The organism is Variovorax sp. EBFNA2 (genome assembly GCF_033802765.1).
Taxonomy (GTDB): domain Bacteria; phylum Pseudomonadota; class Gammaproteobacteria; order Burkholderiales; family Burkholderiaceae_C; genus Variovorax; species Variovorax paradoxus_H.
The window spans coordinates 3,489,025-3,512,565 of the sequence record NZ_CP138496.1 but is presented as its reverse complement, the minus strand read 5'-3'; the positions used below and the strand labels follow the sequence as shown (position 1 = coordinate 3,512,565).

The window sequence follows — 23,541 nt, the reverse complement described above, 5'->3', positions numbered from 1 at the left end:
CGGCGCGGTCCCACGCTGGAACACGGCCTCGCGCTTTCTTCGGCAGTCGAGCGGCTGTGGCAGCCCCTCAGCTCCCTCCGAACCAGTTGTAGCCCTGGTCTTCCCAGTAGCCACCGGGATAGGTGTTCGTCACATACATCGCCTGGATGTGCTTCGGGTTCTTGTAGCCAAGCTTGGTCGGCATGCGCAGCTTCATCGGGAAGCCGTACTTCGGCGGCAGCGGCTGGTCGTCGTAGCTCAGCGCCAGCAGCGTCTGCGGGTGCAGCGCGGTCGGCATGTCGATGCTGGTGTGGTAGTCGTCCGCGCACTGGAAGCCGACGTACTTCGCGCTCAGGTCCGCGCCCACGTGGCGCAGGAAGTCGGCAAAGCGCACGCCGCCCCATTTGCCGATGGCGCTCCAGCCTTCCACGCAGATGTGGCGCGTGATCTGGTCTTCTTGCGGCAGCGCGCGCAGTTCGGCGAGCGTCCAGCGGCGCTTGTCGGCGACCATGCCGCTCACTTCGAGGCGGTAGGTGGCCTCGTCGACCTCGCGGATCTCGTCTTCGCCGTAGTAGGCGTTGAATGGAAAGGGGCGCGTGATCTCGGCCGCGGTGTAGGTCGGCGCCAGCCGCGTCGGGCTGAAGAGCCAGCCCTGCACCTCGTCGTTGAAGCGCGAGACTTTGTTCAGCGCGGCTTCCACGTGGCTGTCGTCGCTGATGCTGCAACCGGTGAGCATCGACAGGCCGCCCAGCGTCAGCGAACGGCGCAGGAACATGCGGCGCGAGGGGGCGTCGAGCTGGCGTTCGATGAGGGCGCGGGCTTCGCGCACCACGGCATCGCCGTCGACACCGACCAGGGGAGGGCGTTTGAAAAAGAGGCTCATGGGGTGTGGGGCGCGCGACCGCGCAGCATGGTGAGCAGGGTGCGGGGCACGAGCGCCACCATCACGAGGTGCACGGCAACGAAGGCCACCAGGGCTGCCATCGCAATGAAGTGGACGCGGCGCGCGGCTTCGTAGCCGCCCATCAGTTCGCGCAGGATGGGAAACTGCACCGACTTCCACAGCACCAGCCCCGACAGAACGATCGCGACCAGGTCGACGATCACGAACAGGTAGGCCAGCTTCTGCACATGGTTGTAGTGGCGCGGGTCGGCGTGCGAGAGCTTGCCGCCGAGCGCGGCCCGCGCATCGCGCCAGAGGCCGGCCGGCGTGAGCGGGAAGAACTTGCGCGCGAAGCGGCCACTGGCAATGTTCAGGCCCAGGTAGACCAGCCCGTTGGACACCAGCAGCCACATCGCCGCGAAGTGCCACTGCAGCGCACCGCCGAGCCAGCCGCCCAGCGTGATCGATGCAGGAAAGCGAAAGTCGAAGAAGGGCGCCGCGTTGTAGATGCGCCAGCCGCTGGCCACCAGCACGAGCACGGCCAGCGCGTTGAGCCAGTGCGTGGCGCGCATCCACAGCGGGTGGATCGGTCGCTTGTCAGGGGCGGTGCGTGTCTGCATGGGCTGGATTGTTGGGCGCACCCCCTCGCCGATTCATCACGCAAAGTTCAAAGAATCGTGATAACTCCGGGGCCCGTCTCGCGGGACAATCGCGGCCATGGACACCGCCAAACGCGTGCTGATCGTCGAAGACGACGCCCACATTGCCGAACTGCTGCGCATGCACCTGCGCGACGAGGGCTATGCGGTCGAGCACGCCGCCGACGGCAACGCCGGCCTGCGCGCACTGGAGCGCGGCCAGTGGGACGCGCTGGTGCTCGACCTCATGCTGCCCGGCATCGACGGCCTCGAAATCTGCCGCCGCGCTCGCGCCATGGCGCGCTACACGCCCATCATCATCGTGAGCGCACGCTCGAGCGAAGTGCACCGCATCCTCGGGCTCGAACTGGGCGCCGACGACTACCTGGCCAAGCCCTTCTCGGTGCTGGAACTGGTGGCGCGCGTGAAGGCGCTGCTGCGGCGCACCGATGCGCTGGCGCGCAACGCCCGTCTCGATTCGGGCAGCCTCACGCTGGGCAACCTCGACATCGAGCCGTTGGCGCGCGAAGTGCGCGTCGACGGCAAGCCCATCGAGCTCACGCCGCGCGAGTTCGACCTGCTGTACTTCTTCGCGCGCCACCCCGGCAAGGTGTTCTCGCGGCTCGACCTGCTCAACCAGGTCTGGGGCTACCAGCACGATGGCTACGAGCACACGGTCAACACGCACATCAACCGGTTGCGCACCAAGGTCGAGGCCGATCCGGCCGCGCCGCGGCGCATCCTCACGGTGTGGGGGCGTGGGTACAAGCTTGCGGCGGACGACGCTGCACCCAAAGGTGACGCGCCATGATGGCTTGGGCCACGTTGTCGCGGCGCCTGTCGATCGCCTTCGCGGTGCTGCTGCTGGCCTGCTGCGGCGCTTCGGCGTGGCTGCAGATGCGCGCGGGCGCACAGCACGCGCAAGAGGTGACGCAGCGGCTGTCGCTCGGGCTCGCGGCCCACATCGCGCAGAACACCGAACTCATGAAGCCCGGCGGCCTCGACCCGGTGGCGGTGAAAGACCTGTTCGACAAGCTCATGACCGTCAACCCCAGCGTCGAGGTCTACGTGCTGGGACTCGACGGCCGCATCGAGGCCCAGGCCGCGCCGCCGGGGCACCTCAAGCGCGACAAGGTGGCGCTCGGCCCCATCCGCCAGCTGCTGGCCGGTGAGCGCCTGCCCATTGCGGGCGACGATCCGCGCAGCCCCGACGGCACCAAGGTCTTCAGCGCCGCGCCGCTGCGCATGGGCGGGCGCGACGCCGGTTATGTGTACGTGGTGCTGCAAGGCGAAGACCACGACGCGCTGGCCGCCAACCTCTCGGCCGACACCGTGCTGCGCACCACGCTGTGGTCGATGGCATTGGTGGCGCTGTTGGGGCTCATCGCCGGGCTGGTGGCGTTCCGCCTCATCACGCGGCCGCTGCGCGAGCTGACGGCGGCGGTGCGCCGTTTCGAAGCCGAGGGCATCGAGGCGCTGGAGCGCGAGGCGCCCATGCCCGCGCCGCCGCGCCGCGCCGACGACGAGATCGCGCAGCTGCAGCAGGCCTTTGAACAGATGACGCGCCGCATCGCCGAGCAATGGCGCGAACTCAGCCTGCAGGACCGCCAGCGGCGCGAGCTCTTCGCCAACATCTCGCACGACCTGCGCACGCCGCTCACTTCGCTGCATGGCTACCTCGAGACGCTGCTGCTCAAGGCCGGCACGCTCAGCGAAGATGAACGTCGTCGCTACCTGGAGATTGCGCTCGGCCAGAGCCGCAAGGTCGGTCGGCTCGCGCAAGAGGTGTTCGAGCTGGCGCGGCTCGAGTACGGCGTGGTCAAGCCCGAGAAAGAAAACTTCGCGCTCGCCGACCTCGTGCAGGACGTGTTCCAGAAGTTCGAACTCGCGGCCGAGGCGCGGCGCCAGCAGCTCAAGCCCGACATCGCGCCGAACCTGCCCGTGGTGTCGGCCGACCTCGGCATGATCGAACGCGTGCTGACCAACCTGCTGGACAACGCCATCCGCCACACGCCGGCCGGCGGCGAGATCGAGGTGCGCCTGCGCCCGTCCGACGCCGGCGTGGCGGTGCAGGTGAGCGACACCGGGCCCGGCATTCCTGGCGAGCTGCAGAAGGGCCTGTTCACGCGGCCGGCCTTTGCCGACGGTGGCACGCGCGGCGGCGGGCTGGGGCTGATGATCGTGCAACGCATCCTGCAACTGCACGGCAGCGACATCCGGCTCGTGCCGCAGCCGGGCAAGGGCGCGGTGTTCCTGTTTCGGCTCGGGAGCGCAACGGGACGCTGAGGGTCGTTGAACCCGGCGGTCGGCGGGTTTGCCAGCGGGCGGCGGGCGATGCTACAAGCGAAGCGGCATCCCCCAAAAGAACCGAAGGAGACCCCCGACCATGCCCGCTTTCGAGACCGTCCTGATCGACAAGGACCCGCAGCACCCGCGCATCGCGCGCCTCGTGCTCAACCGCCCCGAGAAGCTCAACGCCATCGGCGACAGCACGCCCACCGACATCCGCCGCGCCGTCGAATGGGCCGAGGCCGACGACGAGGTGCATGTGATCGTGGTCGAAGGCGCGGGCCGCGCCTTCTGCGCCGGCTACGACCTGGGCGACTACGCTGAGGGCCACGGCCGCGAAGGCCAGGGCGACCATCCCTGCCGGCAAGAGAAAACGCCGTGGGACCCGATGCTCGACTACGCCGCCATGAAGCGCAACACCGAAGACTTCATGTCGCTGTGGCGCTGCCGGAAGCCCACCATCGCCAAGGTGCACGGCTACGCGGTGGCGGGCGGCAGCGACATCGCGCTGTGCTGCGACCTGCTCACCATGGCCGACGACGCGCGCATCGGCTACATGCCCACGCGCGTGTGGGGCTGCCCGACCACCGCGATGTGGACTTACCGCCTCGGCGCGCTGCGCGCCAAGCAGCTCATGTTCACCGGCGACACCATCACCGGCACGCAGGCGGCCGACTGGGGGCTGGCCAATTTCGCGGTGCCGGCGGCGCAGCTCGACGACGCCACGCTGAAGCTCGCGCAGCGCATCGCAGGCGTGCCGAGTTCGCACCTCATGATGCACAAGATGGTCGTCAACCAGGTCTGGCATTCGATGGGGCTGGAGCAGACGCAGATGTTCGCGACCGTGTTCGACGGCATCACGCGGCACAACCCCGAGGGGATGTGGTTTCGCCGGCAGGCGGAAGCCGAAGGCTTCAAGAGCGCTGTCGCATGGCGCGACAGCGGCCGGAATATTCCGGAAGGCGACGAGGCGAGGGCGCTCGTCGCGGAGCTGGAAGCGAAGCTCGCAGCGGCGCGGGCGGCGGTGCCGCCCGCGCGCTGAGGCGCCTTCCTCAGGGAGGGCAGGCAGCCGAGTTGGCCAGGGCGTACGGACGGGACGATGTCGTCGGTGCCCTGTCGTCCACGCCGATCGTGCTGCGCGAGAAGGTGCAGCCGTAGGTCGGTGCTGCCACGGTGGCGGCGGTGACGACGTCGTCGCCCGCGGGTTTCGGCCCGCCTTGCTCCCACTTGACCATCGCGTCGAAGGCTTCTGTCTGCTCCTGAACGGTGAAGTCGCAGTGCGTGATCCCGCGGATCGCGCGCTGCACCAACCACTCGCTGTTGCCCTTGGCGGCCACGCGCTTCTGGTAGATCTGTTGCATGCTGAAGGGCACATACAGATCGCCGAGCGTGTGCAGAGACACCACCGGAACCTTGAATTCGCCGTTGGCCTTGGGAATCCAGCGCAGCCCGTCGGTGCGCAGGCGGTTGGCGTCGGCGGCCGCAGTGAGCTTGAGCACCGAGCTGTTGAGCGCTGTCGAGCCCGGCACGTCGCCGTCGATGGTGTAGGTGAAGCGGTTGGTGTCCAGCGTGTTCCGGTTCAGGATGCCGTTCACGGTGCCGTCGCTGCCGAACACGCCCCACACCGCCGCGAACGAGCCGCCCGCCGCCATGCCGAGGCCGAACATCGGACGCTCGCCACCGGTCAGGTTCTTCACCACCGAGACGAACTTCATGCCTGTGGCCGTGGGCACGGAGGGGAAGTTGGTGAACAGCGTGTTGGTGACCTGCGCGGAGATGTCCGACCAGTTCGGCGTCGGATACTTCGGCAGGCCCGCCAGCGCCTGCGCCGTGACTTGCGCGCCGGCGAAGTAGTCGAAGAGTTCGGTATCGCCGACCACGCCGCACATCGGCACCGCGCCGTTGTACTTCACCTTGTGGTTGGCGGTGGCGAGAGCTTCGTCCTCGATCGCCGCCGCCGTGATGTGGCCACCCATGGAGTGGCCGGTGATGTATGTCTTCGTCGGCGCGGCCAGCTCGCGGCCGTTGGCCTTGGCGATCTCGTTGAACTCCAGTGCCAGCGCGTTGGTGTCTTCCACCCCCACCCGCACGTCATAGAAGTTCTTGCTGTAGCTCGATGCGGCCCAGGCGTAGCCGTTCTGGATCAGGTAGCGGCGGATCGACGGGTTGTTCACCGACAGCAGGTTGCTTTCGCCCGCATAGCCGTGCGCGTACATCACCAGCTTGCCGTTCCAGTTGGCCGGCACTTCGACGTGGTACTGCGCGCCGCCCAGCATGCCGGCCCAGCGGCTGGTGGTGGTGTTGTCGACCAGGTCGCTGGCGTCGGCATTGAGCGCCGCGAAGGTGGTGGCCGATGGGTCGGCGGGCGCGAAGGCGTTGCGGGTGTCCTGCACGCGCGTTTCTTCGGGCGGGGGTGGCGGCGGTGCGGGAGGCGGTGGCGCCGGCGGCGCGGGTGCTGGCGCGGGCGGCAGGGGCGTGAAGGCAAAACCGTTGCCACCGCCGCCACCGCCGCAGGATGTGACGGCGAGGCTGGTTGCGAGGGCCAGGAGTGTCAGGCGTGCGGAATGCATGGGTTGTCTCTCTCCGTTCTTATGGGCGTTTGTCGAGAAGTGCCCGGCGCAGCGCTGTGCATCGTCCGTTCGTGGTGAACGACCGTGCTATTTCACTGACCCGGCGGCGCAGCGTAGGGGCGTTGCCGGGCGCGTCGGCCCGGGCTTTCCCGTAGCTGCTATCTCCTGCGCGACATCTGCGCGGGCGCAGTCAACCCTTGCGGCGTTTCACGATCACCGTGGCCTCGAGGCCTTCGTAGGCCTCGGCGTCGCCGTACCAACTGCCGGAGATGGGCGCTGCCAGCGCGGGGTCGCGCGCCACGCCCACGCGGATCAGCTGGCCGCTGCCCATGAGGTTGTTGGTCGGGTCGAAGGCCAGCCAGCCCGCGCCCGGCAGGTAGGCCTGCAGCCACGCATGGGTGGTGCCGGCGCCGGTGACGGATTCACCGGGCGCCTGCTGCGCGGTGTCGTTGTCGAGTGACGCGTCGTAGAGGTAGCCCGAGACGAAGCGTGTCGCGATGCCCAGGCGGCGCGTGGCTTCCATCATCAGCAGCGCGTAGTCGCGGCAGCTGCCGCTGCCCAGCGCGAGCGTCTCGAGCGGCGTCTGCGTGCCTTCTTCGTCGCGCGCCTTGTACTGGAAGCTCTGGCCGATGTGCGCGTTCATGCGCGTGAGCACGTCGCGCGTGCTGTTGGGCTGGTCGGTGTGCAGGAACTGGTGCGCCCAGCGGATCAGCGTGCCGTTGGCATCGTCGTCGTGGTACGGGCGCAGGTAGTGCTCCAGGTCCAGCCGCTCTTCCACCGAGTAGGCAAAGGGCAGGAACTCGGCCGACGGGTCGAGCGTGAGCAGGTCGCGCTGCGACGGCGGCACATGCTCGATGGTGAACGAGCACACGATGCGCAGCTCGGTCGCTTCGCCCAGCGGCTGCACCAGCGCGACGGAGTTCGAGTACGGGTCTTGAATGAGCCGCGTGAGGGCCTGCGGGCTCACCTGCAGGTCGGTGGCGAGCACGCGCAGGTCGTGGCTGTCACGTGGACGGAACATCACGCGGTGCAAGCCGAAGGTGACCGGCTTGTTGTAGCGGTAGACGGTGGTGTGGGTGATGTCGTACTGGATGGCCATCGTGCATTGTGCGGTGCGCGCGTGACGGCGGGGGAGCGGGTCAGTCCGATCCGGGCCAGAGCCGCTGCGTGCCCAGCGCCTTGGCGAGCGTTGCGGGCAGCGGCAGCGGCTCCCCGTGCCACTGTGCCGCCAGCAACTCGGCGCACAGCGTGGCAAAGCTCAGCCCGCGCGAGCCCAGCGCGGTGCAGGCCCAGAGGCCGTCGTCGGCACCCGGCGCCAGTGGGCCGACCAGCGGCCGGCGGTCGCCCGAGGCGCAGCGCACGCCGACCCAGGCGTGGGTTTCTCCGCGCGCGAAGGCGGGCGCGAGCGCGGCGGCGGCGCCGGGGTGCAGGCGCGTGAGCCGTTCGCGGTTGGCAAGGCGGTCGGCGTCGGTGGGGGCGAGGTCGGTGCTGTCGCGGTCGAAGGTGGCGCCGATCAGCCACAGCGGCTGCGGCGCCGCGCCGTCGGTCACGCCGGCGATCAGGTGTCCGTCGCCGTTGATGGGGGTGACGGGCAGGGCGCTGTCGTCCGCCCGGCCCCAGGCGACCTGGCCGCGCACGGGCTGCAGCGGCAGGTCGGGCGCGAAGTCGTGCGATTCGAAGCCTGCGGCCACGACCACGCGGTCGGCTTCGGCGAGCAGGGTGCCGGCGTCGTCGAACAGCTGCCAGCCGCCGTCTGTGCGTGCGAGGCGCGCTACGTGGCTGCCGCCACGGAACTCGATGCCCGGTTGGCTCAGCCACGCAGCGATCAGCCGGTGCGGTCGCACCCAGGCCGCGCGCGCATGCCAGAGCGCCGGCGTGTCGGGCGGCAGGCCGGCCGCTGCGAGCCGGTCGGCTTCAGCAGGCCACGATTCGTTCGGCCCGTCCGTGCTCCAGCCGGGCGGCACGCGCACGTCGCCGTCGGGCCGGCGTTCGAGCGATCCGTAAGCGCCCCAGTCGCGGCCGTGGTCGAGCCGTTGCGCGAGTTCGGTCCAGGTCGCACGGATGCCGGCGCGCGTGAGCCGTGACAGCAGGGCGTCGTCGGACGACACATGCGGCGCCAGCAGTCCGACCGGCAGGCCTGAGGCGCCCGAGGCCGGCGCATCGGCCGCATCGAGCACCGTGACCCGCCAGCCGCGCCGCGCAAGGCTGGCCGCGACCGCGGCGCCCGCGAGCCCGGCGCCGATCACCGCGCAATGGCCGGACGCGTCGACGCCTTCACGCACCGGCTGGCGGCGCCGGACGGTCCAGGCGGGCGCGAACACGCCGCGCAGGCTGCCGGGACGTGGATCGAGCTGGAAGCCGTTCTGTGCCAGCGCATGACGCACCCCGTCGTCGTCGGTGCGGGCCGCGAGGCCGGTGCCCTGGCGGGCGAAGCGCGACACCGCCTTGAGCGTATCGGGCAAGGCGGTCGCGGGGCCGAAGCCGTCGAGAAAGAGGCTGTCGGCCTCGAAGCGCTGGGCGCGCAGCATCGGCTGCAGCTCACCGATGCACAGCGTGAGCAGCACGCGGCCGTCGTCGAAGGCCAGCCGGTGGAAGCCTGGCAGCAGCCCGGTCCATTGGCGGGCCAGTTGCTCGGCGAGCGGCGCCAGCGCCGGGTCGATTTCAGCCGCGCGCAGCAGATCGCCGGCCGGCGCCGGATGGGCGTCGACCGCAACGTAATGCAGCAGGCGCGGCCGGCGCGGGTCAGCGCGCCAAGCCTGCCAGGTTGTCAGGAAATGAAGGCCCGGCCCGAAGCCGGTTTCGAGAATCCGCCATTGCGGACGCCCGGACCAGGCGGGGGGCAGGCCGCAGCCGTCCAGAAACACACGGCGCGAAAGCGCCGATGTGTCGATGTCGAGGGGGGAGGGGTCGCCGGAGCGCGCGCCGAGCGGGGTGCCGTCGGCGGCCACGCCGAATTCAGGCTGCAGGAGGGGGAACGTAGCCTTGCGCCACGTCGGCGCCTTCGCCGAAGAAGTGCTTTTCCATCTGGCGCGCCAGGTACTGGCGGGCGCGCAGGTCGGCCAGGTTCAGCCGGTTTTCATTGACCAGCATGGTCTGTTGCTTGAGCCAGGCGGCCCAGGCTTCCTTGCTGACGTTTTCCCACAGGCGCTTGCCCAGGTCGCCGGGGTACGGCGGAAAGTCGAGTCCTTCGGCCTCTTTGCCGAGCTTGATGCACTGAACCATGCGTGCCATTTGATTGCCTCTTGTGGGGGAAAGCGGGTGCTTAGTTGATTTGGCTATTTAGAACTGAGAACTTGGTCGTTCCAGTTCCTATATGTCGTATTCAGAATACGCAGCTTCATTGATATGCCTTTTTAAGAGCAAGACACCATGAGCCTTCGCCGCGACTTTATCAAGCTTTCCCTGGGTGCCGGCGTGGCCGGTGCCTTGGCCCTGTCAGCATTGCCGTCGTTGTCTCAGGGCGCGGCGGGTGCCAAGGGCCCCGTGACACTGCTCAACGTGTCGTACGACCCGACGCGCGAGCTGTATGTGGACTACAACCAGGCCTTCGCCAAGTACTGGAAGGCCAAGGCCGGCCAGGACGTGAGCGTCAAGCAGTCGCACGGCGGCTCGGGCAAGCAGGCCCGCTCGATCATCGACGGCATCGATTCGGACGTGGCCACGCTGGCGTTGGGCGGGGACATCGACGCGCTGGCCAAGCACGGCGGCCTCGTCAAGGCCGACTGGCAAAAGCGCCTGCCGCACAACTCCGCGCCCTACACCTCGACCATCGTGTTCCTGGTGAAGAAGGGCAACCCCAAGGGCCTGAAGGACTGGAGCGACCTGGTCAAGCCCGGCGTGCAGGTGATCACGCCCAACCCCAAGACCTCGGGCGGCGCCCGCTGGAACTACCTGGCCGCCTGGGAATTCGCCAAGCGCAAGTACGGCGGCGAGGCGCAGGCCAAGGAATTCGTCGGCAACCTGTACAAGAACGTGCCCGTGCTCGACACCGGCGCGCGCGGCTCGACCATCACCTTCGTGCAACGCGGCGTGGGCGACGTGCTGCTGGCCTGGGAAAACGAAGCCTTCCTGGCGCTGAAGGAGTTCGGCCCCGAGAAGTTCGAGATCGTCGTGCCGTCCATCTCCATCCTGGCCGAGCCCAGCGTGGCGGTGGTCGACAAGGTGGTCGACAAGAAGGGCACGCGCGCCGTGGCCGAGGAGTACCTGAAGTACCTGTACTCCGACGAAGGCCAGGACATCGCGGGCCGCAACTTCTACCGCCCGACCTCGGACAAGGCCAAGGCCAAGTACGACAAGCAGTTCCCCAAGCTCACGCTGGTGACCATCGACGAGGCCTTCGGTGGCTGGGCCAAGGCCGACAAGGCGCATTTCGCCGATGGCGGCTCCTTCGATCAAATTTACGCGCCGAAGCAAAAGTAACCCCCCAGGCTGCGCGCACTTCGTGTCGCTTCGCCAACCCCCCTGCTGGGGGCGGGCCGGCCGCTTCGGGCGGCCGTGCGCGGCGGCCCCCACGCAATAGCGCTCCTCTTCATCGAACCAAGGTTTCCTGTGTCCGTTCTCCTGATTGCCGGCAGCCCTTCGGCCCCGTCCCGTTCCACCGCCTTGCTCGACGCGGTGGGCGAGCGGCTGGCCCAACGCCATGCGCGCATCGAGCGGCTCGCGATCCGCGACCTGCCGGCGCAAGCGCTGCTGCTGGCCGAGTGGGCGCATCCGGCCATCGAGCGTGCCATTGCCCAGGTGGCGGCGGCCCGCGTGATCGTGGTGGCCACGCCGGTCTACAAGGCGGCCTACAGCGGTGTGCTGAAGGTCTTTCTCGATCTCCTCGCGCAGAACGCGCTCAAGGGCAAGACGGTGCTGCCACTGGCCACCGGCGGCAGCCCGCACCACATGCTCGCGCTCGACTACGCACTGCGCCCCGTGCTGCAGTCGCTGTCGGCGCGCCACATCCTGCCGGGCGTCTACGCGAGCGATTCGCAGATCGCGCTGACGCCCGAGAACGCCTACCAGGTGCACCACGACCTGGCGGAGCGCCTGAACGAGGCCGTCGAGGTGCTCGCGACCGAAGGCCTCAAGTTGCCGGCGACCCATGGCTTCGAGCCGGTGCCCTTTTCTCGTGTGCGATGTAGCGTTTGACGACCGGGTTCCTCGCTGAACCCGGCCCCGGCCAGACCTCTTTCCGTTCCCCGTTTTTCGAAGCCGCCTGCGTGCGGCCGGGGGATCGCTTTGCCTCACGTTTTTGCACCAAGGAATTCCGCATGAACCCCGTCGCTCCCGAAGACTCCGTGTTCGAAGTCGCGCCGCGCTCCTTCTGGCAGGCGCTGCGCGACCTGGCCATCAGCGCCATCGTCGTCACCGCCATCGCGCTGATCGTGAGCTTCATCTCCGCCGCCTCGGCGCATGCGCAAGGCAAGCCCATCAAGGTCAGCGACGCGGTCGTCACCGCCCAGCCCTGAAAAAGTTTCAAAGGATCACCTTCCATGACCCGCATTGCCATTCCCCGCCGCCGCCTGCTTCAAGGCGCGGCTGCCGCGCTCGCGCTGCCGTCGTCGTTCGCCGCCTTGGCGCAGAGCCCCGCGCGCCAGTTGCGCATCGGCCACCAGAAGGGCTACCTGAGCGTGCTCAAGGCGCGCGGCACGCTCGAGAAGCGGCTCGCGCCGCTGGGCGCCACGGTGAAGTGGACCGAGTTCACAGCCGGCCCGGTGCAGCTCGAGGCGCTGAACGTCGGCTCGATCGACTTCGGCGATGTCGGCGAAGCGCCGCCCATCTTTGCGCAGGCCGCCGGCGCGCCGCTGGCCTACGTGGGCGCCACGGTGCAGCGCCCGAAGGCCGAGGCGGTGCTCGTGCCCAAGGGCTCGGCGCTGCGGACCGTGGCCGACCTCAAGGGCAAGAAGATCGCGCTCAACAAGGGCTCGAACGTCCACTACTTCATCGTCAAGCTGTTCGAGAAGCACGGCCTGGCGTACAGCGACCTGAACCTGGTCTACCTGCCGCCGGCCGATGCGCGTGCCGCCTTCGAAAAAGGCTCGGTCGACGCCTGGGTGATCTGGGACCCGTTCCTGGCCGCCGCGCAGCAGTCGCTCGACGCGCGCATCCTGGCCGACGCCGTGGGCGTGGTCGGCAACCGCGCCTACTACTTCTCGTCGCTCGACTACGTGGCGAAGAACGCCGACGTGCTGGCCGTTGCGATCGAAGAGGTCAACAAGATCGACCAATGGGGCGCCGCCCACCGCAACGAACTGGCCGCCGAGCTGTCGGCGATCTGGGGCCTGCCCAAGGCCGTGGCCGACCTGTCGCAAGGCCGCACCGCCTACGGCACCGGCCCGATCACCAAGGCCATCCTGGCCGAGCAGCAACAGATTGCCGACACCTTCTTCGCGCTCAAGCTGATCCCCAAAAAGATCAACGTGCTCGAAGCCGCCGGCGCGGGGATCGCGTGATGCAGATCTTCTGGTTCCTCCCCACGCACGGCGACAGCCGTTACCTCGGCACGAGCGAAGGCGCGCGCGCCGTCGACCTGCCGTACCTGCAACAGATCGCCGGCGCGGCCGATCACCTCGGCTACGAAGGCGTACTGATTCCCACCGGCCGCTCCTGCGAAGACCCGTGGGTGATCGCGTCCAGCCTGATCGGCGCAACGAAGAAGCTCAAATTTTTGGTGGCCGTGCGCCCGGGCCTGCACCAGCCCAGCCTGGCCGCGCGCATGGCCGCGACCTTCGACCGGCTCTCGGGCGGGCGCCTGCTCGTGAACCTCGTCACCGGCGGCGACCAGGCCGAGCTGGAAGGCGACGGCGTGTACCTCGACCATGCAGCGCGCTACGAGCAGTCGGCCGAGTTCATCCGCATCTGGCGCGAGATCATTGCGCGCAGCCACGAGACCGGCACCTACGACTACGAAGGCAAGCACCTGAGCGTGAAGGGCGCGCGGCTGCTGTTTCCGCCGGTGCAGAAGCCGCATCCGCCCGTGTGGTTCGGTGGCTCGTCGGCCGCGGCGCACGACCTGGCCGCCGAGCAGGTCGATGCCTACCTGACCTGGGGCGAGCCGCCCGCGGAAGTGTCGAAAAAGATCGCCGACGTGCGCGCACGCGCCGAACGCCAGGGCCGCACCGTGCAGTTCGGCATCCGCCTGCACGTGATCGCGCGCGAGACCGAAGACGCCGCCTGGAAGGCCGCCGAAGAACTCATCAGCCGCGTCGACGACGACACCGTCGCACGCGCCCAGGCCGCCTTTGCGCGCATGGACTCCGAAGGCCAGCGCCGCATGGCCGCGCTGCATGCCGGCGGCGCCAAGCGCGGGCGCGCCGACCTGGAGATTGCGCCCAACCTCTGGGCCGGCGTGGGCCTGGTGCGCGGCGGCGCGGGCACGGCGCTGGTCGGCGATGCCAGGACCGTGGCGGCGCGCATCGAGGAGTACGCGGCGCTGGGCATCGACAAGTTCATCTTCTCGGGCTACCCGCACCTCGAAGAGGCCTACCGCTTCGCCGAGCTGGTGTTCCCGCTGCTCTCGCGCAAGGCGAAGACGCAACTCGCGGGCGGCTCGCTGAGCGGCCCCTTCGGCGAGGTCGTCGCCAACCTCGATGCGCCGTCGCGCCTCGTCTCCCAAAGCTAGAGGACACGCATGACCCAACAAGTACAGGAACTGCCGGCGGTGGCGCCGGCATCGAACACCGCAGGGGACGCAGGCAGCGCGCTGCGAGGCTTCGGCCTCAACGTCGCGAAGCGGCTCATTCCGTGGCTGGTGCCCGTGGGGCTGATCGTCGCCTGGCAGATCGCGTCGTCGCTGGGCTGGCTCTCGACGCGTGTGCTGCCGGCACCGGTCGACGTGGTCAAGGCCGCGTGGGCGCTCACCGTGTCCGGCGAGCTCTGGACGCACGTGAAGGTGAGCGCGGGCCGTACGCTCGCGGGGCTCGCCATCGGCGGCGGCGCGGGGCTGGCGCTGGGCCTGCTGACCGGCTCGGTGAAGTTCTTCGAAACGCTGCTCGACTCCACCATCCAGATGGTGCGCAACATCCCGGCGCTGGCGCTGATTCCGCTCGTGATCCTGTGGTTCGGCATCGACGAATCGGCCAAGCTGTTCCTGATCTCGGTGTCGGTGTTCTTCCCGATCTACCTGAACACCTTCCACGGCATCCGCAACGTCGACCCGCAACTCATCGAGATGGGGCGCACCTACGGCCTGTCGCGCTGGCAGCTGTACCGCGAGGTGATCCTGCCGGGCGCGCTGTCGTCCATCCTGGTGGGCCTGCGCTTCTCGCTGGGCCTGATGTGGGTGATCCTCATCGTGGCCGAGACCATCTCGGCGCAGGCCGGCATCGGCTACCTCACGATGAACGCCCGCGAGTTTTTGCAGACCGACATCGTGCTGGTGGGCATCCTGCTGTACGCGCTGCTTGGCAAGCTGGCCGACCTGTTCGCACGCGGTCTGGAGCAGTGGTGGCTGCGCTGGCATCCGGGCTACCAGAAGAAGTCGGCGAAGTGAGGGCAGGGCGCATGAACCACCTCCTCATCAATCGCCGCACCGCCATTGCGACGCTGGGTGCGCTCAGCGCCGGTGCCGTGCTGGCGCAGCAACAACGGCCCGCCACCGTGCGGCTCGGCTACCAGAAGTCGTCCACGCTGATCGCGCTCTTGAAGGTGCAGGGCACGCTCGAGAAGCAGCTCGCGCCGCTCAACGTGGCACTGAGCTGGCACGAGTTCACCAGCGGCCTGCCGCTGCTCGAGGCGCTGAACCTCGACAACCTCGACATCAGCGCCGACGTGGCCGACACCGTGCCCGTGTTCGCACAAGCGGCGGGTGCCGACCTGACCTTTCTGGCGCAGGAGGCCCCGTCGCCGGCCGCGCAGGCCATCGTCGTGCGCGACGACTCGCCGCTCAAGACCGTGGCCGATCTCAAGGGCAAGAAGGTCGGCTTTGCGAAAGCGGCCGGCGCGCACTACCTGCTGATCGCCGCATTGGAGAAGGCCGGCCTGTCGTTCAAGGACATCGAGCCTGCATACCTCACGCCGGCCGATGGCCGTGCGGCCTTCGAGAAGGGCGCCATCGACGCCTGGGTTGTGTGGGACCCGTTCCTGGCCGCCGCGCAGCGCCAGTCGAAGGTGCGCATCCTGGCCGACGGCACGGGCATCGCGTCGTACCAGCGCTACTACCTGGCGAGCACCAAGTTCGCGAAGGCACGGCCCGACGTGCTGCGCGTGGTCTACGCCGAGCTGGAAAAAACCGGTAAGTGGGTCAAGCAGAACCCGAAGGAAGCGGCGGCCTTGCTGGCGCCCGTGTGGGGCCTTGACGCCCCGACCATCGAACACGCCAACAGCCGCCGCAGCTATGCGGTGCGGCCCGTGGCGGCCGGCGGCCTGGCCGAACAGCAGCGCATCGCCGATGCCTTCTTCGCCGAAAAGCTGCTGCCCAGAAAAATCAATGCGCTGAACGTGGCGCTGTTCAACCCCGGGGCCTGAATTCATGAGTGCCGTTCTGAAAGACATCCAACCGCCCGCCATTGCCGGCGGCGTGCGCCTCGAGGCGCGCGGCCTGCACAAGCGCTATGGCGAGCGCGAGGTGCTGCGCAACACGCAGCTCACCATCGAGCCGGGCCAGTTCATCGCCATCGTCGGGCGCAGCGGTTGCGGCAAGAGCACGCTGCTGCGGCTCATCGCGGGCCTCGAAGAAGCCACCTCTGGTGGCCTGTACACCGACGGCAAGGCCGTGAGCGGCCTGCACGACGACACGCGCATCATGTTCCAGGAGGCACGCCTCCTGCCCTGGCGCCGCGTGCTCGACAACGTGACGCTGGGCCTGCCGAACGACGCCAAGGCGCGCGGCAAGGAAGTGCTGGCACATGTCGGTCTGGCCGACCGTGAGAACGAATGGCCGGCGCGCCTGTCGGGCGGGCAGCGCCAGCGCGTGGCCCTGGCGCGTGCGCTGGTGCACCACCCGCGCCTGCTTCTGCTCGACGAGCCGCTGGGTGCGCTCGACGCGCTCACGCGCATCGAGATGCACCGCCTCATCGAGAACCTGTGGCAGCGCCACCGCTTCACCGCGCTGCTGGTGACACACGACGTGCAGGAAGCCGTGGCGCTGGCCGACCGCGTGATCCTCATCGAAGACGGCCGCATCGCGCTCGACGAGAACATCGCGCTGGCCCGCCCGCGCTCGCAGGGCGACCCGGCCTTTGCCGCCATCGAAAAACGAATCCTCGACCGGGTGCTGCAGAAGTCCGAAGAGACCGATGTCGAAAGCACCGATGCCAGCTGGCTCACACCCCAAGCCCATGCCTTGCGCTGGGCGATCTGAGTCGTTTCATTCCTTCCCCATTTGAAAGGCAGTCGCATGTCGCAGAACTGGAAATTCGAAACCCTGTCGGTCCACGCCGGCTATTCGCCCGAGCCCACCACGCGCGCCGTGGCGCCGCCGATCTACCAGACCGTGGCCTACGCCTTCGACAGCGCGCAGCACGGCGCGGACCTGTTCGACCTGAAGGTGCCGGGCAACATCTACACCCGCATCAACAACCCGACGCAGGACGTGCTGGAGCAGCGCGTGGCCGCGCTCGAAGGTGGCATTGCCGCGCTGGCACTGGCCTCGGGCCAGGCGGCCGTGACCTACGCGATCCAGACGATCGCCGAGGCCGGTGACAACATCATCAGCAGCACCGCGCTTTACGGCGGCACCTACAACCTCTTTGCGCACACGCTGCCGCAGTTCGGCATCACGACGCGCTTCGCGGACCACCGCGACCCGAGCAGCTTCGAGAAGCTGTTCGACGAGAAGACCAAGGCGGTGTTCGTCGAGTCGCTGGGCAACCCTGCCGGCAACGTGACCGACATCGCGGCCATCGCCGAAATTGCGCACCGCCACGGCGTGCCGCTCATCGTCGACAACACCGTGCCCTCGCCGTACCTGAGCCGGCCCATCGAGCACGGCGCCGACATCGTGGTGCACTCGCTCACCAAGTACCTCGGCGGCCACGGCACCAGCATCGGCGGTGCCATCGTCGATTCGGGCAAGTTCCCGTGGGCCGAGCACAAGCAGCGCTTCAAGCGCCTGAACGAGCCCGACGTGAGCTACCACGGCGTGGTCTACACCGAGGCGCTGGGCCCGGCCGCCTACATCGGCCGTGCGCGCGTGGTGCCGCTGCGCAACATGGGCGCGGCCATCTCGCCGTTCAACGCCTTCCTGATCCTGCAGGGCATCGAGACGCTGGCGCTGCGCATGGACCGCATCAGCAGCAATGCGCTGGCGGTGGCGCAGCACCTGAAGCAGAGCAAGGCCGTCAACTGGGTGAACTACGCCGCACTCGAAGACCATCCCGACTACGCACTGGCCAAGAAGTACTTCGGCGGTCGTTCGAGCGGTGTGCTGACCTTCGGCATCGGCGCCGGCCGCGAGGGTGGGGCGAAGTTCCTCGATGCGCTGAAGCTCTTCACGCGCCTCGTGAACATCGGCGACGTGCGCTCGCTGGCCACGCACCCCGCATCGACCACGCACCGGCAGCTGTCGCCCGAAGAACTGGCCAGGGCCGGCGTCACGGAAGACACGGTGCGTCTGTCGGTGGGCATCGAGCACATCGACGACCTGATTGCCGACCTCGACCAGGCGCTCGCCGCCGCGTCGAACTGATGCAGCGTTGCAAGCCATGACCACATTGCAAGCCATTCCCGACGCCGCGCTCGACCAGCTGTTCCGCAAGGCGCGCACCGTGCACGCCTTCAAGCCGGTGCCGGTGACCGATGCGCTGATCCATCAGCTGTATGACCTCGTGAAGTGGGGCCCGACCGCTTACAACGCCCAGCCCGCGCGCTACGTGTTCGTGCGCAGCGAAGAGGCCAAGGCCAGGCTGAAGCCAGCCGTGTCGGCGGGCAACACCGCGCAGACGCTGCAGGCCGGCGTGACGGTGATCGTGGCGCACGACACGCGCTTCTACGAGCACCTGCCCACGCAGTTTCCCGCCTACGACGCCAAGCCCTTCTTCGAGAAGAGCGCCGACGCCGCGCAGGCCACGGCCTTCCGCAACAGCAGCCTGCAAGGCGCCTACCTGATCCTGGCGGCGCGCTCGCTCGGGCTCGACGCGGGGCCGCAGTCGGGCTTCAACGCCGACCTGGTCGACAAGGCCTTCTTCCCCGACGGCCGCTATCGCGCGAACTTCCTCGTCAACCTCGGCGTGGCCGACCACGCCGGCACCTTCGAACGCGGGCCCCGGCTGGCGTTCGACGACGTGGCCGAGATCGTCTGAGCGCCGTTCGCTTTTTACTCACAACCCCTGCCAACCCTGAAAGAGAAATCACCATGTCCATCCAAGCCATCAACGTCCGCAACCAGTTCAAGGGCAAGGTCCGCGAGATCATCCGCGGCGACGTCGTCTCCGAAGTCGATGTCGAAACCGCCTGGGGCATCGTCACCTCGGTCATCACCACACGCTCGGTCGATGAGCTGCAGCTGAAGGTGGGCTCCGATGTGGTCGCCCTCGTGAAGTCGACCGAAGTTTCGATCGCCAAGCTCTGACGGACCCTCGGGCTTTGCGATTCCCCGGTGCTGTCTTTGGTGCCGGGGTTTTTCACGTCTGGTGGTTCAGGGCGTGTGCGCAGGCCACCGGGTACTTCCCTCCGCGAATGTCCTCCGGCCTGCGGCCTCCCCCTTGTACCGGGACTTCTCGCGCGGTCAAGCACGGGTTCAGGGTTGTTTTCTTGCCATGCTGTATTGCCTGCAAGGCGGTGAGGAACCAGGCGCAACGAAACGAGGAACAGACTGCACATCTACCGACGGTCTTGTTGCACTGGCACTTGGCCGTGCGGACCCAGATACGAACCGCTCAGCGGGGCTCCATTCATTTCTCGTGATGCCCATTTCGATCGGCATCACCAAGGGGGAGTCGAGCTTGCCCGCTGCCGGTCTGACCTGTTCATTGCATCTTGGAACTCACGTCTGGCAAACAAATAGACAACAAAGGCTTTTCAAACGGATCGCGCTACACCGCGATGACCGCAGCGACAGCGCCTGGTGGTTTGGTACTGACGTGGTGCGCATCGAAGGCCCGCCCGCGTGCGAATACCGCCCACAGGATGCGCGCATTCTTGTTGGCCAACGCCACCACGGCCTTCTGCCAGCCAGAGCGCTCGCGCAAGGCCTGCACCCAGCGCGAGATCGGATCGTCGCGTCTGTGCGCCGTCAACACGATCGACTTGGCCCCCTGGATCAGCAGCGTGCGCAGGTACGCGTCGCCTCGCTTGGTAATGCGCCCCAGGTTGTTCTTGCCACCGCTGGAATTCTGTCGGGGCGTCAGACCCAGCCAGGCGCCGAACTGCGCACCGTTCTTGAATTGCTTGAAGTCGCCCACGGTAGCCACCACCGCGGATGCCGTGACCGGCCCCACGCCCAACAACTGCTCGGCCTGGCGCACCTGATCGCTGGCCTTGCCGTGTGCGGCGATGCGCTCGTCGCACCATCGCAGGTGTGCATCGAGTTCTTGCCATTGCGCATAGGCCCGCTGCAGCGTCAACCGGGCCAGAGCGCCCAGTTCATTGCTGGCATCTTCCATCGCGTCGGGAAGCGCCTGGCGCAACGCCTCAGGGCTTTGGGCGAACACCAATCCGAACTCCGCCAACAGGCCCCGGATGCGGTTGATGCAGGCGGTACGGTCCGCCTTGACGCCCTCTCGCAGGCGGTGGATGCACAGCATGCTTTGCTGCTCCACGCTCTTGATCGGCACGAAGTGCATGTGCGGGCGCGAGGCGGCCTCGCAGATGGCAGCGGCATCGTTGGCGTCGTTCTTGCCGCTCTTGCCTTGCAGGCGATAGGGCACGACGTGCGGGGCTGCGATGATGCGAGCATCCAGCCCCAAGGCCTGCAGCTTGCGCGCCCAGTAATGGGCGCTGGAGCTGGCCTCCATGGCAACCAGGCAGCCCGCGGGCAGTTGCGCGCACCAAGCCAGGAATTTATCGCGTGCCAAGGCGCGCCCGGTGACGCGCAAGCCCGCGGCATCGACCGCAAAGACCTGGATCACGCGCTTTGCCAAATCCACGCCGACTCGGGTAATCTCGTTCATGGGGCTTCTCCTTTCAAAGGTTTCAGATTGACTTCGCAAATCAATCTTGGCACTCGATGCCGTGACCAGAAAGCGAGAAGTCCCTTCGCATTCATTTCGCTGCGGGAAGCACCCAGTGTCCTGCGCACACTGAGCGCGGTCGTTGTACTGCGCGATCAATCACCGCACTGCCCAGCGCTCACGTCGATGGGGTGCCTTGCGCAGCGAAATCAAGGGGGAGCCCGAAGGGCGGAGGACATTCGCGGAGCAAGGTACCCCGTCGGCGGGAGTGCGCCCTGAAGCACCCGGGCCCAAAACTCCATAGATCACAAGGTTGTTAAGAATCGACTTTTGAGTTGTTTGACCTTCTTCAATGCACTCCTACAGTGGTGGTTATCGCCATCAAGGAAGATGGAATGACCAACGCACAACAGGAGTCGAACCGCATGTCCGTGGAAATTGAAGATGTCATCGCCTTGCCGCCCGCCCTCGAACAGGCCAAGGCCCAAGCGGCCGAAGCCGGCTGGCCCTACGCCGGCGGCGTGACGCCCCCCGTGGCCTGGCAACTGGTGCAGAACGGTCAGGCGGTGCTCGTCGACGTGCGCTCCGGTGAAGAGCGCAAGTTCGTCGGCCATGTGCCCGAGAGCCTGCATGTGGCATGGGCCACAGGCACGGCGCTCACGCGCAACCCGCGCTTCGTGCGCGAACTCGAAGCCAGGCTGGCCAAGGACGGCGGCAAGGAGGCCGTGGTGCTGCTGCTGTGCCGCAGCGGCAAGCGCTCCGCACTGGCGGCCGAGGTCGCTGCCAAAGCGGGCTTCACGCAGGTGTTCAACGTGCTTGAAGGCTTCGAGGGCGAGATCGATGCGCGGCAGCACCGCGGCGGTTCCGACGGCTGGCGCTTCCATGGCCTGCCGTGGGTACAGGACTGAATCCGAAAAACACAGGCACACAGGGGAGGAAAAAACGCATGGCTCAATTCGAAGTGAGCGACATCGTGCGCGCGCTGCACGAGGTGCGCGACGAATGGCGCGATTCGCAGCGCCGTTCGCGCGAGCCCGGTGCGCGCGAGTTTCCGTCGCGCGATGCATTGGCGCAGATCGTCGAATCGCTCAAGGGCGCGCTCTTTCCGATGCGGCTCGGCCCCCCGGACCTGCGCCACGAGAGCGAGGATTTCTATGTCGGCCACACGCTCGATTCCGCCTTGCAGGCGCTGCTGGTGCAGGCCCGGCTCGAGCTGAACTTCAACGCACGGCTCGCACCGCGCCCCGCGAGCGAGATCGATGCGTCGGCCACCGAGGCGGTGCGCCAGTTCGCGAACGCGTTGCCAAGCCTGCGCCGGCTGCTCGACAGCGACGTGCTCGCGGCCTACCAGGGCGACCCGGCCGCGCGCAGTGTCGACGAGGTGCTGCTGTGCTACCCGGGTGTGCTGGCGATGATCCATCACCGCCTTGCGCATCGACTCTACGAGCTCGACCTGCCGCTGCTTGCGCGCATCGTGGCCGAGCTGGCGCATGCGCAGACCGGTATCGACATCCACCCGGGCGCGACGATCGACGCGGGCTTCTTCATGGACCACGGCACCGGCGTCGTGATCGGCGAGACGGCCGTCATCGGCAAGCGCGTGCGGCTGTACCAGGCCGTCACGCTCGGCGCCAAGCGCTTCCCGACCGACGCCGAAGGCAACCTGCAGAAGGGCTTGCCGCGGCATCCGGTGGTGGAGGACGACGTGGTCATCTATGCGGGCGCGACCATTTTGGGCCGCGTGACCCTGGGCAAGGGCGCGGTCATCGGCGGCAACGTGTGGATCACCGACGACGTGAAGCCCGGCGCCAGCGTCACGCAGGCCAGCCTGCAGAACAACAGCGCACCGAAGGCGGGCAGCGCATGAAGGCCTTTGTCGAAGACTTCGGCGTTACCGTGCGCCAGCTGCGTGAAGGGCAGGGCTGGTCGCAGGAGCAGCTGGCAGAGCGTTCCGATCTGAACCGCTCGTACGTGGGCGAGATCGAGCGCGGGCGCGTGATTCCATCGATCGTCACGGCACAGAAATTGGCCACCGCACTGGGCATCAACATCGTCAACCTGCTCGCACGTTGCGAGCAACTGGAACAGTCGCGCCTTGCACGACGGATCAACTTGGCGGCTATAGCCTGTTGAGGGGAAACCCGTGGTCCCCGGACACTGGGGACCACAGTGCTTTCTTCTTTCTCTCAACCCACGGAGCCTTGATCCATGAGTGCAACAGTCGGTGGTACCACCGCCCTTGGCGACAACGCCGCCCGCCAGCTGGCCAACGCCACCAAGACCGTTCCCCAACTCGAGACCATCAGCCCGCGCTGGCTGACGCACCTGCTGCAGTGGGTGCCGGTGGAAGCGGGCATCTACCGCGTCAACAAGGTCAAGAACCCCGAGTCGATCAAGGTCACGTGCACCTCGCGCGAAGAAGAGAACCAGCTGCCGCGCACCTTCGTCGACTACGAAGAGAACCCGCGCGAGCACTACCTGAATGCCGTGAGCACCGTGCTCGACGTGCACACCCGCATCTCCGACCTGTACAGCAGCCCGCACGACCAGATCAAGGAGCAGCTGCGCCTCACGATCGAGACGATCAAGGAGAACCAGGAGAGCGAGCTCATCAACAACCCCGACTACGGCCTGCTGGCGCAGGTGAGCGAAGAGCAGCGCATCTTTCCGCTGACCGGCGCACCCACGCCCGACGACCTGGACGAGCTGCTGACCAAGGTGTGGAAGGAGCCCGCGTTCTTCCTCACGCACCCGCTGGCCATTGCTGCCTTCGGGCGTGAAGCCACGCGCCGCGGCACGCCGCCGCCGACCGTGAGCCTCTTCGGTTCGCAGTTCATCACCTGGCGCGGCATTCCGTTGATTCCGTCGAACAAGGTGCCGGTGGCCGATGGCAAGAGCAAGATTTTGCTGCTGCGCGTGGGCGATAAGCGCCAGGGCGTGGTCGGCCTCTTTCAGACGGGGCTCTCGGGCGAACAGAGCCCGGGCCTGTCGGTGCGTTTCATGGGCATCAACAACCATGCGATCGCGTCGTACCTGATCTCGCTGTACTGCTCGCTCGCGGTGCTGACCACCGACGCGCTGGCCGTACTCGACGACGTCGAGATCGGCAAGTACCACGACTATCCCGACACCTACAAGTAAGCCGCGGT

Annotated in this window: 25 protein-coding genes; 18 read left to right on the top strand and 7 right to left on the bottom strand. The window is 67.6% G+C overall.

What is annotated here, in order from left to right; genetic code table 11:
• Window positions 1-67 precede the first annotated feature (67 nt).
• Together RZE79_RS16445 and RZE79_RS16440 are read right to left on the bottom strand one after the other, a co-directional pair.
• Window positions 68-862, bottom strand: coding sequence for a molybdopterin-dependent oxidoreductase (locus tag RZE79_RS16445; RefSeq protein WP_319355439.1), 795 nt, complete (start codon window positions 860-862; stop codon window positions 68-70).
• A complete protein-coding gene (locus tag RZE79_RS16440; protein ID WP_319355438.1) occupies window positions 859-1,482 on the bottom strand; it encodes a cytochrome b/b6 domain-containing protein in 624 nt (207 codons plus the stop codon). Before RZE79_RS16440 ends, RZE79_RS16445 begins: the two co-directional genes overlap by 4 nt.
• 97 nt (window positions 1,483-1,579) lie before the next feature.
• On the opposite strand from RZE79_RS16440, the gene RZE79_RS16435 reads away from it, so the two are divergent.
• The 3 genes from RZE79_RS16435 to RZE79_RS16425 all read left to right on the top strand — a co-directional run bounded on the left by RZE79_RS16435 (window position 1,580) and on the right by RZE79_RS16425 (window position 4,831).
• A complete protein-coding gene (locus RZE79_RS16435; RefSeq protein WP_101491772.1) occupies window positions 1,580-2,311 on the top strand; it encodes a response regulator transcription factor in 732 nt (243 codons plus the stop codon).
• Complete coding sequence (locus RZE79_RS16430) at window positions 2,311-3,786, top strand: HAMP domain-containing sensor histidine kinase (RefSeq protein WP_319361207.1); 1,476 nt, start codon at window positions 2,311-2,313, stop codon at window positions 3,784-3,786. The genes RZE79_RS16435 and RZE79_RS16430 overlap by 1 nt, the downstream gene beginning before the upstream one ends.
• Before the next feature lie 100 nt (window positions 3,787-3,886).
• Entirely contained in the window at window positions 3,887-4,831 is a 945-nt protein-coding gene (locus RZE79_RS16425) for a crotonase/enoyl-CoA hydratase family protein (protein WP_319355437.1), read from the top strand.
• A 10-nt stretch (window positions 4,832-4,841) separates the two neighbouring features.
• On the opposite strand, the gene RZE79_RS16420 is transcribed toward RZE79_RS16425, so the two are convergent.
• The 4 genes from RZE79_RS16420 to RZE79_RS16405 form a co-directional block, all read right to left on the bottom strand.
• The gene (locus RZE79_RS16420; protein ID WP_319355436.1) at window positions 4,842-6,359 is read right to left on the bottom strand and encodes an alpha/beta hydrolase; all 1,518 of its coding nucleotides are present in this window, start codon (window positions 6,357-6,359) and stop codon (window positions 4,842-4,844) included.
• A gap of 190 nt (window positions 6,360-6,549) precedes the next feature.
• Complete coding sequence (locus RZE79_RS16415) at window positions 6,550-7,458, bottom strand: transglutaminase family protein (protein WP_153284077.1); 909 nt, start codon at window positions 7,456-7,458, stop codon at window positions 6,550-6,552.
• Window positions 7,459-7,498: 40 nt separating this feature from the next.
• Window positions 7,499-9,307: an FAD-dependent 5-carboxymethylaminomethyl-2-thiouridine(34) oxidoreductase MnmC gene (gene mnmC / locus RZE79_RS16410; RefSeq protein ID WP_319355435.1), complete on the bottom strand. Its 1,809-nt coding sequence runs from the start codon at window positions 9,305-9,307 to the stop codon at window positions 7,499-7,501.
• 7 nt (window positions 9,308-9,314) lie between these two features.
• The gene (locus tag RZE79_RS16405; protein ID WP_013541095.1) at window positions 9,315-9,590 is read right to left on the bottom strand and encodes an oxidative damage protection protein; all 276 of its coding nucleotides are present in this window, start codon (window positions 9,588-9,590) and stop codon (window positions 9,315-9,317) included.
• A 138-nt stretch (window positions 9,591-9,728) separates the two neighbouring features.
• Between RZE79_RS16405 and RZE79_RS16400 the strand changes: the two genes are divergently transcribed.
• From RZE79_RS16400 to RZE79_RS16350, 11 genes are all read left to right on the top strand, one after another.
• The gene (locus RZE79_RS16400; RefSeq protein WP_319355434.1) at window positions 9,729-10,778 is read left to right on the top strand and encodes a sulfate ABC transporter substrate-binding protein; all 1,050 of its coding nucleotides are present in this window, start codon (window positions 9,729-9,731) and stop codon (window positions 10,776-10,778) included.
• A gap of 129 nt (window positions 10,779-10,907) precedes the next feature.
• Window positions 10,908-11,492 carry an NADPH-dependent FMN reductase gene (gene ssuE / locus RZE79_RS16395; RefSeq protein WP_319355433.1) on the top strand — a complete coding sequence of 195 codons (585 nt, stop codon included), beginning with the start codon at window positions 10,908-10,910 and terminating at the stop codon, window positions 11,490-11,492.
• A gap of 122 nt (window positions 11,493-11,614) precedes the next feature.
• Window positions 11,615-11,812 carry a hypothetical protein gene (locus tag RZE79_RS16390; protein ID WP_319355432.1) on the top strand — a complete coding sequence of 66 codons (198 nt, stop codon included), beginning with the start codon at window positions 11,615-11,617 and terminating at the stop codon, window positions 11,810-11,812.
• A gap of 24 nt (window positions 11,813-11,836) precedes the next feature.
• Window positions 11,837-12,796, top strand: a complete 960-nt coding sequence (locus RZE79_RS16385) for a sulfonate ABC transporter substrate-binding protein (RefSeq protein WP_319355431.1) — start codon at window positions 11,837-11,839, stop codon at window positions 12,794-12,796.
• A complete protein-coding gene (ssuD, locus tag RZE79_RS16380) occupies window positions 12,796-13,965 on the top strand; it encodes an FMNH2-dependent alkanesulfonate monooxygenase (protein WP_319355430.1) in 1,170 nt (389 codons plus the stop codon). Before RZE79_RS16385 ends, ssuD begins: the two co-directional genes overlap by 1 nt.
• Window positions 13,966-13,974: 9 nt before the next feature.
• Window positions 13,975-14,835 carry an aliphatic sulfonate ABC transporter permease SsuC gene (ssuC, locus tag RZE79_RS16375; protein WP_319355429.1) on the top strand — a complete coding sequence of 287 codons (861 nt, stop codon included), beginning with the start codon at window positions 13,975-13,977 and terminating at the stop codon, window positions 14,833-14,835.
• 11 nt (window positions 14,836-14,846) lie between these two features.
• Window positions 14,847-15,809 carry an aliphatic sulfonate ABC transporter substrate-binding protein gene (locus tag RZE79_RS16370; RefSeq protein WP_319355428.1) on the top strand — a complete coding sequence of 321 codons (963 nt, stop codon included), beginning with the start codon at window positions 14,847-14,849 and terminating at the stop codon, window positions 15,807-15,809.
• 4 nt (window positions 15,810-15,813) lie between these two features.
• Window positions 15,814-16,644, top strand: a complete 831-nt coding sequence (locus tag RZE79_RS16365) for an ATP-binding cassette domain-containing protein (protein WP_319355427.1) — start codon at window positions 15,814-15,816, stop codon at window positions 16,642-16,644.
• Window positions 16,645-16,680: 36 nt separating this feature from the next.
• Window positions 16,681-17,970 carry an aminotransferase class I/II-fold pyridoxal phosphate-dependent enzyme gene (locus tag RZE79_RS16360; protein ID WP_319355426.1) on the top strand — a complete coding sequence of 430 codons (1,290 nt, stop codon included), beginning with the start codon at window positions 16,681-16,683 and terminating at the stop codon, window positions 17,968-17,970.
• Between the two features lie 16 nt (window positions 17,971-17,986).
• Window positions 17,987-18,583: a malonic semialdehyde reductase gene (locus RZE79_RS16355; protein WP_319355425.1), complete on the top strand. Its 597-nt coding sequence runs from the start codon at window positions 17,987-17,989 to the stop codon at window positions 18,581-18,583.
• 53 nt (window positions 18,584-18,636) lie between these two features.
• Entirely contained in the window at window positions 18,637-18,852 is a 216-nt protein-coding gene (locus RZE79_RS16350; RefSeq protein WP_007829250.1) for a molybdopterin-binding protein, read from the top strand.
• A gap of 463 nt (window positions 18,853-19,315) precedes the next feature.
• Here the strand turns inward: RZE79_RS16350 and RZE79_RS16345 are convergent, their stop codons facing one another.
• On the bottom strand, window positions 19,316-20,392 hold the full coding sequence (locus tag RZE79_RS16345; protein ID WP_319355424.1) for an IS110 family transposase: 1,077 nt from the start codon (window positions 20,390-20,392) through the stop codon (window positions 19,316-19,318).
• Window positions 20,393-20,817: 425 nt separating this feature from the next.
• Here RZE79_RS16345 and RZE79_RS16340 point away from each other — a divergent pair, with 425 nt between their 5' ends.
• The 4 genes from RZE79_RS16340 to RZE79_RS16325 all read left to right on the top strand — a co-directional run bounded on the left by RZE79_RS16340 (window position 20,818) and on the right by RZE79_RS16325 (window position 23,533).
• Window positions 20,818-21,300, top strand: coding sequence for a rhodanese-like domain-containing protein (locus RZE79_RS16340; protein ID WP_319361206.1), 483 nt, complete (start codon window positions 20,818-20,820; stop codon window positions 21,298-21,300).
• A gap of 38 nt (window positions 21,301-21,338) precedes the next feature.
• Window positions 21,339-22,259 (top strand): serine O-acetyltransferase EpsC, encoded by a 921-nt coding sequence (gene epsC / locus RZE79_RS16335; protein WP_319355423.1) that lies wholly within the window; start codon window positions 21,339-21,341, stop codon window positions 22,257-22,259.
• On the top strand, window positions 22,256-22,525 hold the full coding sequence (locus tag RZE79_RS16330; protein ID WP_099789595.1) for a helix-turn-helix domain-containing protein: 270 nt from the start codon (window positions 22,256-22,258) through the stop codon (window positions 22,523-22,525). Before epsC ends, RZE79_RS16330 begins: the two co-directional genes overlap by 4 nt.
• Window positions 22,526-22,600: 75 nt before the next feature.
• Window positions 22,601-23,533 (top strand): family 2A encapsulin nanocompartment shell protein, encoded by a 933-nt coding sequence (locus RZE79_RS16325; protein WP_319355422.1) that lies wholly within the window; start codon window positions 22,601-22,603, stop codon window positions 23,531-23,533.
• Window positions 23,534-23,541 lie beyond the last annotated feature (8 nt).

Bases quoted from the DNA above. Each gene is read 5' to 3' on its own strand.
- RZE79_RS16445 (WP_319355439.1), bottom strand. From the start codon at position 862: ATGAGCCTCTTTTTCAAACGCCCTCCCCTGGTCGGTGTCGACGGCGAT.
- RZE79_RS16440 (WP_319355438.1), bottom strand. From the start codon at position 1,482: ATGCAGACACGCACCGCCCCTGACAAGCGACCGATCCACCCGCTGTGG.
- RZE79_RS16435 (WP_101491772.1), top strand. From the start codon at position 1,580: ATGGACACCGCCAAACGCGTGCTGATCGTCGAAGACGACGCCCACATT.
- RZE79_RS16430 (WP_319361207.1), top strand. From the start codon at position 2,311: ATGGCTTGGGCCACGTTGTCGCGGCGCCTGTCGATCGCCTTCGCGGTG.
- RZE79_RS16425 (WP_319355437.1), top strand. From the start codon at position 3,887: ATGCCCGCTTTCGAGACCGTCCTGATCGACAAGGACCCGCAGCACCCG.
- RZE79_RS16420 (WP_319355436.1), bottom strand. From the start codon at position 6,359: ATGCATTCCGCACGCCTGACACTCCTGGCCCTCGCAACCAGCCTCGCC.
- RZE79_RS16415 (WP_153284077.1), bottom strand. From the start codon at position 7,458: ATGGCCATCCAGTACGACATCACCCACACCACCGTCTACCGCTACAAC.
- RZE79_RS16405 (WP_013541095.1), bottom strand. From the start codon at position 9,590: ATGGCACGCATGGTTCAGTGCATCAAGCTCGGCAAAGAGGCCGAAGGA.
- RZE79_RS16400 (WP_319355434.1), top strand. From the start codon at position 9,729: ATGAGCCTTCGCCGCGACTTTATCAAGCTTTCCCTGGGTGCCGGCGTG.
- RZE79_RS16390 (WP_319355432.1), top strand. From the start codon at position 11,615: ATGAACCCCGTCGCTCCCGAAGACTCCGTGTTCGAAGTCGCGCCGCGC.
- RZE79_RS16385 (WP_319355431.1), top strand. From the start codon at position 11,837: ATGACCCGCATTGCCATTCCCCGCCGCCGCCTGCTTCAAGGCGCGGCT.
- ssuD (WP_319355430.1), top strand. From the start codon at position 12,796: ATGCAGATCTTCTGGTTCCTCCCCACGCACGGCGACAGCCGTTACCTC.
- ssuC (WP_319355429.1), top strand. From the start codon at position 13,975: ATGACCCAACAAGTACAGGAACTGCCGGCGGTGGCGCCGGCATCGAAC.
- RZE79_RS16370 (WP_319355428.1), top strand. From the start codon at position 14,847: ATGAACCACCTCCTCATCAATCGCCGCACCGCCATTGCGACGCTGGGT.
- RZE79_RS16365 (WP_319355427.1), top strand. From the start codon at position 15,814: ATGAGTGCCGTTCTGAAAGACATCCAACCGCCCGCCATTGCCGGCGGC.
- RZE79_RS16360 (WP_319355426.1), top strand. From the start codon at position 16,681: ATGTCGCAGAACTGGAAATTCGAAACCCTGTCGGTCCACGCCGGCTAT.
- RZE79_RS16355 (WP_319355425.1), top strand. From the start codon at position 17,987: ATGACCACATTGCAAGCCATTCCCGACGCCGCGCTCGACCAGCTGTTC.
- RZE79_RS16350 (WP_007829250.1), top strand. From the start codon at position 18,637: ATGTCCATCCAAGCCATCAACGTCCGCAACCAGTTCAAGGGCAAGGTC.
- RZE79_RS16345 (WP_319355424.1), bottom strand. From the start codon at position 20,392: ATGAACGAGATTACCCGAGTCGGCGTGGATTTGGCAAAGCGCGTGATC.
- RZE79_RS16340 (WP_319361206.1), top strand. From the start codon at position 20,818: ATGTCCGTGGAAATTGAAGATGTCATCGCCTTGCCGCCCGCCCTCGAA.
- epsC (WP_319355423.1), top strand. From the start codon at position 21,339: ATGGCTCAATTCGAAGTGAGCGACATCGTGCGCGCGCTGCACGAGGTG.
- RZE79_RS16330 (WP_099789595.1), top strand. From the start codon at position 22,256: ATGAAGGCCTTTGTCGAAGACTTCGGCGTTACCGTGCGCCAGCTGCGT.
- RZE79_RS16325 (WP_319355422.1), top strand. From the start codon at position 22,601: ATGAGTGCAACAGTCGGTGGTACCACCGCCCTTGGCGACAACGCCGCC.